The sequence below is a fragment of the Dactylosporangium siamense genome, assembly GCF_016862795.1.
Taxonomy (GTDB): Bacteria; Actinomycetota; Actinomycetes; order Mycobacteriales; family Micromonosporaceae; genus Dactylosporangium; species Dactylosporangium siamense.
This window is the reverse complement of the sequence record NZ_BONQ01000050.1, coordinates 261,943-272,347: the sequence shown is the minus strand read 5'-3', so window position 1 is coordinate 272,347 and position 10,405 is coordinate 261,943. Positions and strand designations below refer to the sequence as shown.

Here is a 10,405-nt window from a genome sequence, read left to right as displayed (position 1 = left end):
AAGTGAGGACGCATGACCGGGACCTTGTACGGGGTGTTCACCGTCGCGGACGTGATGGTGGCGCTGCCGCTGTCGGAGCTGCGCGAGGTGATCCCGTGCCCCGCGGCGTTCGACCCGCTGCTCGCGGTCGCGCCCGGGCTGGTCGGCGCGGTCAACCTGCGCCACCAGGTGATCCCGGTGCTGGACCTGCGGCTGCTGCTGGACCGCGGCGCGGCGGCCGCCGCCGAGGTGGTCGTCGTCGTGACCTACGACGGGTCGGTGTTCGGGCTGCTCGCGCACGCGGTCCGCGGCGTGGTGCACATCGAGGACGAGGCGCACCTGGACGTCAGCGTCAACACGGACCTGCCGCTGTTCACCCGTACCTTCGAGCGACCGGACGACAACGCGGTCGTCAGCGTGCTGGACTGCGCCGCGGTGAAGAACACCCCGGGCATGGTCCTGGCCGCGGACACCGGCGGGCCGAGCGGCGCCGTCGCGCAGGCGCAGCAGGCCGCGTCCGGGATCTCCGCCGGCGGCCGGAGCATGATGATGCTGCTGCGCTGCGGCGAGATCGGCCTGGCCGTCGACGTGTCCCACATCCATTCGGTGGTGCCGGAGCTGATCCTCAAGTCCTCGCCGCTGGACGGCCCGACGATCCACGGGGTCGTCGAGCTCGGCGACCGTTACGTGCCGACCGTGGACACCCTCGCGGTGCTGGGCCTCGGCGCGCTCACCCCGGTCGACGTGAAGCGCGGCGTGTCGCTGGCGTACGAGCGGGGCCTGCTCGTCCTCGCCGTCACGGAGGTGACCAGCATCGTCGCCGTCCCGGACGCGGACGTGCTGCCGATGCCGGAGTTCGGCCTGCCCGCCGCGCACGCCGTGGGGATCCTGCCCGGCCAGTCCGGCGGCTCCTACCTGGTGCTGGACGGCGCGGCGATGCGCGCCGACGCGTCCCTGGGCACCCTCGCCGCGCTGGGGACCCCCGTCGGCGGGACCCCGGCGGTGACCCAGGTCGCCGGCCGCACCGACGCCGCCGACCCGCGGTTCGACGGCCGGGCCATCGAGGACAGCGTCCGCAAGTTCCTCACCTACGACGTGGGCGTCGACGTCGCGACGCCGCTGACCCAGATCACCGAGATCGTGCCGTTCCCCGCCGAGGTCATCCCGCTCGTCGGTGGCGGCCCGCTGCGCGGCGTCTTCACCCACCAGCGCGCCACCGTGCCGCTGATCTGCCTCGCCGCGCTACTCGGCCGGCCCGCCGACATCGACGAGACGACCGCCCGGGTGCTGCTCATCGAGGCCCGCGGCACCCGGGTCGGCTTCATCGTGCCGCAGCTGCGCGCGATCGAGGAGTCGGTGTGGGAGGAGCGCCGCGCCGACGCCGACCCCGACGCGCCGGTCACCCTCGCCGGCAGTCCCCTGGTGAAGATCGGTGGCCGGATGCTTCCCCGTGTCGACCTGGAACAGGTCGTGCGGACTATGGTGACCGATCATGAGCGGACTGATCCGGCTGGAGATCGACGGGCACTCGCCAACGCCTGAGGAGCTGTACTTCCCGGCGCTGGTGAACTACGGCCACCTGAGCGCCATGCAGGTCCGCGCGGGTCGCGTGCAGGGCCTGGACCTGCACCTCAGCCGCCTGGCGTCGGCGTCGCTCGCCCTGTTCGACACGCCGCTGGACCCCGCGCACACCCGCTCCCTGCTGCGCCACGCCGTCCGCGACGTGCCCGACGCGGCCGTCCGGGTCAACGTCTACCAGCCCACGCCGGACGGCCCGCTGTCGGTGCTCGTCGCGGTCCGTGCACCGGTGCACCCGTCGCCGACGCCGCTGCGGCTGATGTCGGTGCCGTACCAGCGCCCCGTCGCGCACGTGAAGCACCTCGGTGGCTTCGGCCAGATCTACTGGGGCCGCGCCGCCGTCCAGCACGGCTTCGACGACGCCCTGCTCACCGGCCCGGACGGCGAGATCGTCGAGGCTGCGGTGCACAACATCGCCTTCTTCGACGGCACCCACGTCGTGTGGCCCGACGCGCCGGCCCTGCCGGGCATCACGATGCAGCTGCTCGAGCCGCTGCTGCCGTCCAGCCGGATCCCGGTCACGCTCGCCGACCTGCCCTCCTACCGGGCCGCGTTCGTCACCAACTCGATCGGCGTCGTCGCGGTCACCGCCGTCGACGAGCACACGTTCGACGTCGATCCCGCGCTCATGGCCACCGTCACCGGCGCGCTGTCCTCCGTCCCGTGGGACGAGCTCTGACCTTCCGCCCAGCCACCAGCGGCCGCCATCCCGGTCACCGGCAATGGCCACGCGGAGGATGCCCCGGCCGCTGACCTGCACGAGAATTGTTGCGAACGTGCCTGCATCGAGCGCGGACATTGTCGCGGTTCGAACTCGCGACATTGACTCGAAATGGCGAGCCGCCGTAATCGCAGGGATGGAGGGTGTGCCCACCGGTGCGGAGCCTCGCCGATCTTCTCGCCCGTCTCGGTGGTGCCGACCTGGGCGCGCTCGTTCCGGCGGAACGGGCGAACGGCACCGGCGTGGCCAAGGTGCGGAACCGGTTCGCCACCCTCGGCGGTCTGCTCCTCGTCACCGGCGGCGTCGCCGTGGTCTCGATGATCGTTGCGTTGCTGGATGGCTTTGGCCTGGCCCTGGTGGTAGCGGTGCCGGCTGGTGTCGCGCTCGGCGCAGCCATGGTCATCGTCGAACGCGCCCTGCTCCTTGACCGTTTCTCGATCGGCGCTGTGCGGTCGCAGTCCGCACTGCTGCTGCCTCGACTCGCGATTGCCGGCCTCATCGGTCTGGCGGTCGCGGTCCCGCTGACGCTGCGGATCTTCCACAGCCAGATCGAGCATCAGATGTCGATCGACAACCTCAGGCGAGCGGAGGACGGCGCCGCCGCGCTCGCCCACGGAGATCGGCAGAGGCAACTCGATGCCGTGCAAGCGGACATCTCCAAGTATGAGGATCACCTCGCGGGCAACATCTTCGTCAGCGCGCCCGATCTCGACACGGCCGAGAGCGAGTATCGAGCCGCCCTGGCCGACTACCAGAGCAAGCAGCAAGCGGCGGAACAGGCGTGGGCGGCCTGGCGCTGTGAGCTGGACGGCCAGCTCTGCGGGAGCAGCAGCGGCAAGATGGGCAACGGCCCTCGGGCGCAGGCATTGAAGCGGGAGTACGACCGCAAAGAGGCCGATGCGCGAGCCGCTCAAGCGCTCCTCCGCGCGAAGCAGACCGCCTTGGACTCCGCCCGCAAGGACGCGAGCAGGCTGAGTGCGGACCAGCTCGCGCAGGCGCAGGACGAGGCGGCCCGGGTGCTGCCCGGCCTGCGCCAGCAGCGAGACCAGTTGAAGGTGGCACTGCAGGCCGACCTCGACGAGATCAACGAGAAGTCGGCGGCGAACACCGGACTACCGGCGCAAACGGTCGCGTTGTTGCATCTCGCGGACGATGGGGGGTCGGCGAGCCTGCCGTACCTGCTGACCATCACCGTGTTGATGATGACCGGGCTGCTGCCGGTCTCGGTCAAGGCCCTGGTGATCGTCGGCTCCCCGACGGCATACGACGCGGCCGTGCCGAGCGAGTGGCAGCTCCCCGACCGGACCACGGACGACGATCGACGCCTGTGGGGACGACCATGGGCCGATGATGACCCGATCGTGGTCACGGATCCGGCGTTGCCTCCCACCGGGTCCGACTCGGATCAGCCGGAGCGCTGGTTGTCGGCGAGCGCGCCCGCGCGGGCGGCCGTCGACGCGGAGATCGATCTTCTCGTGCGCGTCGTGACCGCACGCCCCACGTCCGGCGACACGACGTCGGCGCCGTTGAAGGCGTTCGCCGTGCCCGCGCGGGGCGTCCGGCTCACCTTGATCGTCGAGGCACCGTCAGGGCTGCGACAGCTCGGACCGTTGCGGCAGGCCCTGCTCGTGCCGGCCGCCACGGACTCGGAACCCGTGCTCTTCACGTTCCGCACCACGAGCCCCGGTCTGCACGACGTGACCGTGACCGCCTGGCTCGGGGGCACCTTCGTGGGTGAGGTCCACGTGCAGGTGGCGGTCGGTGTCGGCGCCGCCTCGACACCCGGCAGCCACAGCTTGGGTGAGATGGCGGCGCTGGTCGGCCGGGCCGGCGAGGCGACGCTGCAGGTCCTGCTCCAAGGCGACCAGTACCTCTTCCAGCTGATGGTCGACGACGAACTGTTCGACACCGTCCCCGGCGCGACGCTGGCCGCGAACCCAATGGTGGCTCTGGAACACGCGCGGCAGACCCTGCGCACCATGTCGAAGGGCAGCAGCGGCTACACGGCACGCAACGCGGCGAAGCGGCTGCAGTCCATGGGGATCGGCCTATGGGACGGCATGGTCCCGCGTGAACTGCGCGAGCAGTTCTGGTCGATCCGCGATCAGATTTCGATGTTCACCATCGCATCCGCTCGGGACACCCTGCCCTGGGAACTGGTCTACCCCGTCGCTCCCGGCCAGGATGCCGGGTTCCTGGTCGAACAGTTCCCCGTCCTGCGCCGCCTCCACAACCAGCGACGGGCGAAGTCAGTCAGCCTGCAGGAGGCGTCGTTCGTCGTCCCCGCCGAGTCGCCGAGGCTCGCCGCCGCCGAGGTGGCAGCGATCCGGGCCATGCTCGGGCGGCCAGCGGTCGAGCAGGACGTTGTCACGGACCTCGACCGGCTCATCGCCCTCGTCGAGGACGGCGACGTGGGCGTGCTCCATTTCGCCTGTCACAACACCTTCGATCCGGTCGGCGGCGGCTGCATCGACATGAACGGCGAGGCGTTCGTGCCCGAGATGCTCTACCCGGCAGCGGTGTCGTCGTCGCTGCGGCGGCGTTCGCCGCTGGTCTTCCTCAACGCCTGCACCAGCGGCGTCGACGTGCAACGGTTCACCGACGTGTCCGGCTTCGCCACCCAGTTCATCCGAGCGGGCGCCGGCGTCTTCGTCGGCACCCTGTGGGATGTGCGAAGCGAGAGCGCGAGCCAGTTCGCCACCGGCTTCTACCGCAACCTCCACGACGGGATGCCGCTCGGCACCGCGGTCCAGCACTGCAGGACCGCGTTGCGGGGTGACGGATCCGACCCGACGTGGCTCGCCTACACCGTCTACGGCGATCCGGCCTGCGTTCGCCGGCACGCCAACCCTGAAGGAGCCCCGTGAGGATCGAAGCTGGCACCGTCCCAGTCGACGACCTGGTCAATGAGATCAAACGAAGCATCGAACAGGCGGGCATCGGCGCGGATGACCAGGTCGACCTGCGGGTCACCGCCGTTCGACTGACACTGCGCACGGTCGTCACCAACTCGACGGGCGCGAAGCTCGAGTTCCGGGTCCCGGTGGTCGGAATGCAACTTCGCCTCGGCCGGAAGGTCGACGAGAAGGACATCCACACGATCGAGGTGGAGCTCGTTCCGAGGCCCTCCGAGACGCACGAAGTGCGGGGAGCGTCCGTCTCGCGGACCCTCGTCAACGCGGTGCGGACGATCCGATCCATCATGGCCAACGCGGCCGGCGGCGACGACCCCCTCGACCTGAAGGCCGGCTCGGTCGAGGTGTCGTTCGTCGTGACCGAGGAGGGCACCCTGTCGATCGGACTCGACACCACCTTGCGCGACGAGGTCACCCACACCCTCCGGTTGGAGCTCGGACCGGTGGCGGCGGTGCCGGCTCCCTCTTGAGAGTGAGGGCGAAGACCCCTCTGGGCGGCGAAGCGGCACGGGTGCCGCAGCGACGAGCATCGACGTCATGTTCCGGATACTGACAGCGCTGGCGTTGCGCCGGCCCGTGATGGTCATCGTGTTCTGGGTCGCGGTCGTCGCCGTGGGGTTCGGTGTCGGCGGCGGGGTGTTCATGAAGCTCACCGCGCAGGTCGCCACCGTGCCCGGCTCGGAGACCGAGCGGGCGCTGCAGGTGCGCGACGACGCCGCCGGCCCGCGGCCCGCGCAGCTGACCGTGGTCGCGACCGGCGGTGTGGCGCTCGCCGACGTGCGCGGCGTGCCCGGCGTCGTCGACGTCGGCGAGCCCTTGCCGTCCGACGACGGCCAGGCGGTCCTGCTCCAGGTCACGGTCTCCGACGACGCGTCAGCCGAGGCCGTCGCGACGAAACTTCGGGCCGTGGACCCGGCCCGGGTGACCGTCACCGGCGGCCCGCTCACCGACAGCGAGTTCGCCGTGCAGGCGCAGTCCGACGTGCAGCGGGCCGAGCTGTTCACCCTCCCCGCCGTGCTGATCCTGCTCGTGATCGTGTTCGGCGGCCTGCTCGCCGGCGCGATGCCGCTGCTCGTCGCGGTCGCCGGGATCGGCGGCACGTTCGGCCTGCTGTACGCGCTCAGCTTCGGCACCGACATCTCCGTGTACGCGATCCAGGTCGCCACCATGCTCAGCGTCGGCCTCGCCGTCGACTACGGGCTGCTGCTCATCAGCCGGTTCCGGACCTCACTGGCGGAGAATGCCGGTGACGTGCCCGCCGCGCTCGCCACCGCCGTCGACAAGGCCGGCCGCACGATCGCGGTCACCGGCCTCACGGTCGCCGCGAGCCTGCTGGGCCTGGCCGTGTTCCCCGACGCGTTCCTGCGTTCCATGGGCCTCGCGGGCACGGGTGTCGTGCTGGTCAACATGTTCGCGGTGCTCACGTTGCTGCCCGCCGTCCTCAAGCTGACCGGGCGCCGGATCCGGCCGGCGCCCGTGCGCACCGGTGACGGGGTCTTCGGCCGGCTCGCCGTCGCGGTGCAGCGCCGCCCGGTGCTCACCACCGTGCTCACCGCCGCCGGTCTGCTCGCCCTCGCCGTCCCGGCCCTGCACCTGCGCCTCGGCAACAGCGACGCCCGGGCCCTGCCGTCCTCGACGCAGACCCGCCAGCAGCACGACCAGCTGGCCGCGCACTACCCGGCGTTCGTCGGGCCGGACGACATCCTCGCCGTGGTGCGCTCCCCCGCCGACGCCGCCGCCACCCAGCAGTTCGCCGACCGGGTGCGCGGCGTCCCCGGGGTGACCGCGGTGCGGGTCGAGCCCGTGTCGGCGGCGGTGTCCGTGGTACGGGCAACGCCCGCGCACCGCCCCGAAACCGCGCAGGGCCGCGCGACGGTCATCGCGGTGCGCGACGTGGCGGCGCCCTTCGAGGTCCTGGTCACCGGTGACGCCGCGCGGCTGGTCGACTACCGGTCCATGCTCGCCCGGTACGGCCCGATCGCCGCGCTCATCGTCGTCGCCGCGACGATCGTCCTGCTCGCCGCGTTCACCCGCTCGCTGCTGCTGCCGCTGAAGGCGGTCCTCACCAGCGTCCTGAGCATCGGCGCCGCGCTGGGCGTGGTCACCCTCGTCTTCCAGGACCGCGGCGACCTCGGCATGATCGACCTGACCGTGCCGGTCCTCGTCGCCGCGATCGCCTTCGGGTTGTCGGTGGACTACGAGGTGTTCCTGCTCGCCCGCATCCGCGAGCACCGCCTCACCGGCGCCGATTCGCGCCGGTCGGTGGCCGTCGGGCTGCAGCAGACCGGCCGGATCGTCACCTCGGCGGCGCTGCTGCTCGTGGTGGTGTTCGCCGGGTTCCTGCTGGGTGGGTTCGCGCCGATCCGGGAGATCGGGCTGGGCCTGGTGGTGGCGATCGTCCTCGACGCGACCGTGGTCCGCATGCTGCTCGTCCCGGCGACGATGACCCTGCTGGGTCGCGCCGCCTGGTGGCCGGGCCGCGTCCCGCCCGCTCCCGCGCCCGCCGCTCCCCCGCTGGTTTCCGTGACCCGGTAGACCTTGGGTACCCCTGGGTGCTCAGGGTCTACCGGATCACGGGACACGTGGATGGGCCCGCCCGGCGCTCCCGAGCCGGGCGGGCCCCGTCGTGGGCCGGCTGGTGACCGGTCCGAGCGCAGACGGAGCCTGCCCGGGCCGGTGGCGGCCGGCCCGGGCAAGCAGGCTGAGAGCGCTCTCACAGAGTTGTACGTCGATATCTCACGGCTGTCAAACGTTGTTAACGAAAACGGCACACGCCGCCGCCCGTTTCCGGTCGGCGGCGCGTGCTTCGTTGTCTTCTACGGGAAGGCGACCAGATACACGGGAACCGTGTTGGTGCCCTGCGCGGGACCGCCGGTGGTGTTGATGACGTGCGCGATCGTGCCCTTGCCGCCGAGTGAGACGGTGAGCAGGTCGTGGAACTTCACGCCGGCCGTCACCGGGGTCTCGAAGCCGTGCTCGGCGACGATCGACGGGTCCGCGGTGAAGTTGCAGTAGCTGCCCATCCCCCACGCCTCGTGCGTCGTGACGGTGTCGGCCACCTTGTACGCCGCGTACCCACGCGCCCCGGTGCGCCAGGCGGACTGGCTCGGCGGGTCGTAGGGCATCTCGTTCTGGAAGAAGATGGTCCGGCCGCCCTGACCGTTCCAGATCACCTCGTCCTTCTGGTAGTGCTCGACGAACAGCCCGTAGGCCGAGACGTTGTTGCCGTTGACGATCAGTCCGGTGTCGGCGGTGTTGACGGTCCAGCCGACGCCGGCGCCGTGGTCGGCGCGCCACGCCCAGATGTGGTCGATGATCGTGTTGTTGGAGTTGACGACCAGGCTGTTGGTCGCCTTGCCGGGCCCGGCGCCGCCGATGCGGAAGAACACGTCCTGGACCGTCGTCGGGTTCGCCGCGTGACCCGCGGCCGAGCCGGCCGCACCGATCGTGAGCAGCGTGTCCGAGTTGACCGTGCCCGCGTCGAAGAGCAGGCCCGCGACCTTCACGCCGTCGACGTCGGCGACGGTCATCGCGTTGACCCCGTTGTCCGGGATCAGCGTCGGGTACCCCTCACCCAGGATCACGGTGTTCGGGTTGGTGACGTTCAGCGTCTGGTTGAGGTGATAGACGCCCGGGGCGAAGAACAGGTGCTTGCCACAGGCGAGGGCCTGGTTGATCGTGGCGGCGCCGGTACCCGGTGTCACGACGAAGAAGTCCGACAGCGGGATCGACGAGCCGGGGGTGGAACCGCCGGACCAGGTGGTGCCGACGGCGTTCGTGCGCAGATTCGGGACGAACACCCGGTATGTGCTGCCGTCCAGGTAGAGGTACGGCTTGTCCCGGATGACCGGGGTGGATCCGACGACGGTGTAGGGCGGGCTGGGGAAACTGTTGGCCGGTGCGCCCTGCACGCCGGAGAACACCATGTTCCACACGCCGTTGACCCAGCTGCCGATCGAGCTGTCCCGGGTGTACCACTGCTGCTGCGAGTACGGGCCGACGCTGCCGTCGATCTTGCTGTCGGCGATGTAGCCGCCACTGGCCCAGCCGTAGCCGTTGGGGGCGAGGTTGAGCTTGCCCCGGATGTGCACCCGCCGCATCGGCGCGGCCTGCGCGACGGCCCAGCGGTCACCGTTGTTGGCGACGCTCGGCACGATCGACAGGTTCTCGATCGACCGCCAGAAGTTCTGCGTCGCGTTGCCGCCGAACCAGCCCGCGTCCACGGTGACGTCACCGTTGATGACGACGTCGTCGGGGTTGCGACCGAGGCCGATGACCGAGGTGTAGAACCCCGTGTTGACGTTGATGCCGCTGTACGTGCCGGGCTTGAACGCCAGGACGTATCGCTGCGCACCGAACTGGTTGGCCTCCTGCTGCGCGAAGACCGTGTTGACCTGGCTCTGGATGCTGGCCGCCGACATGGACGGGTCGAACACGATGAACGTGGGCGGCAGCGCGCCGGACGCCGGCGGGTTGGTGCAGACCGGCGGCTCGGTGGGCGTGCCGCTGTAGACGGCCAGCTCCTTGATGGAGTATCCGTAGCCGTTCGCCCGCTGGGTGCCGTAGACGCGCAGGTAGCGGCCGGTGCCGCTGACGTTGAGCGTCTGGGTGCCGCCGGTGCTCGTGGTGGTGGAGTAGATCGACGTCCAGCTGCCGGCCGCGCCGGTCGGCGAGACCTCGACGCTGAACGCCTTGGCGTAGGAGGTCTGCCAGGTGATGACGACCTGGCAGACGTCGGTGGCGGCGCCGAGGTCGACCTGCAGCCACTGGGGGTCGCTGAAGGCGCTGGACCAGCGGGTGTTGACGTTGCCGTCGACCGCCTTGTTGGGGGTCAGGCTGCCGTTCTCGTTGGAGGAGGACGTGGCCGGCTTGTTGAGCGCGACGTTGGTGGTGCCGCAGGCGGCCTGCGCGGCGCCGGCGGTGGCACCGAGGACGGCGACGGTGCCGCCGAGCAGCAGTACCGCGCTCAGCAGCGCCCTGGTAACGGGGGCATGGTGCATTTGGAGCATCTCCCTCATTGGCGGGGTCGGGACATGTGCCTCGGACGGTAATGACCGGGCTCTCCGCGCGGCAATCGTTTGCCATCCATTTGCCATGTTCGATCTTGTGGGTTCGATTTGAGGGAATCGGGTCGGCCGATCACCCGAGGGGCCCCCGCCGGTTCAGTCGGAAAGCTGACGAACCCGGCACGCAACTGGGGACCCGGGTGTCG

The 10,405-nt window shown here is 70.6% G+C and carries 6 protein-coding genes; 5 read left to right on the top strand and 1 reads right to left on the bottom strand.

The annotated features are described in order from the left end of the window. The first annotated feature begins 12 nt into the window (after positions 1–12). The 5 genes from Dsi01nite_RS17090 to Dsi01nite_RS17070 all read left to right on the top strand — a co-directional run bounded on the left by Dsi01nite_RS17090 (position 13) and on the right by Dsi01nite_RS17070 (position 7,728). A complete protein-coding gene (locus Dsi01nite_RS17090; RefSeq protein WP_203847129.1) occupies positions 13–1,521 on the top strand; it encodes a chemotaxis protein CheW in 1,509 nt (502 codons plus the stop codon). Beyond that, a complete protein-coding gene (locus tag Dsi01nite_RS17085; RefSeq protein WP_203847128.1) occupies positions 1,472–2,236 on the top strand; it encodes an aminotransferase class IV in 765 nt (254 codons plus the stop codon). The genes Dsi01nite_RS17090 and Dsi01nite_RS17085 overlap by 50 nt, the downstream gene beginning before the upstream one ends. A 197-nt stretch (positions 2,237–2,433) precedes the next feature. Further along, entirely contained in the window at positions 2,434–5,145 is a 2,712-nt protein-coding gene (locus Dsi01nite_RS17080; RefSeq protein ID WP_203847127.1) for a DUF4407 domain-containing protein, read from the top strand. Next, a complete protein-coding gene (locus Dsi01nite_RS17075) occupies positions 5,142–5,663 on the top strand; it encodes a trypco2 family protein (RefSeq protein ID WP_203847126.1) in 522 nt (173 codons plus the stop codon). Before Dsi01nite_RS17080 ends, Dsi01nite_RS17075 begins: the two co-directional genes overlap by 4 nt. Before the next feature lie 67 nt (positions 5,664–5,730). Continuing rightward, positions 5,731–7,728: an MMPL family transporter gene (locus Dsi01nite_RS17070; protein ID WP_203847125.1), complete on the top strand. Its 1,998-nt coding sequence runs from the start codon at positions 5,731–5,733 to the stop codon at positions 7,726–7,728. Positions 7,729–8,009: 281 nt separating this feature from the next. Here Dsi01nite_RS17070 and Dsi01nite_RS17065 read toward each other — a convergent pair whose 3' ends face one another. Then, positions 8,010–10,193: a discoidin domain-containing protein gene (locus tag Dsi01nite_RS17065; protein WP_203847124.1), complete on the bottom strand. Its 2,184-nt coding sequence runs from the start codon at positions 10,191–10,193 to the stop codon at positions 8,010–8,012. Between the last annotated feature and the right edge of the window lie 212 nt (positions 10,194–10,405).

Coding starts and splice junctions, on each gene's coding strand:
- Dsi01nite_RS17085 (WP_203847128.1), top strand. CDS start 1,472: ATGAGCGGACTGATCCGGCTGGAGATCGACGGGCACTCGCCAACGCCT.
- Dsi01nite_RS17070 (WP_203847125.1), top strand. CDS start 5,731: ATGTTCCGGATACTGACAGCGCTGGCGTTGCGCCGGCCCGTGATGGTC.
- Dsi01nite_RS17090 (WP_203847129.1), top strand. CDS start 13: ATGACCGGGACCTTGTACGGGGTGTTCACCGTCGCGGACGTGATGGTG.
- Dsi01nite_RS17065 (WP_203847124.1), bottom strand. CDS start 10,193: ATGCACCATGCCCCCGTTACCAGGGCGCTGCTGAGCGCGGTACTGCTG.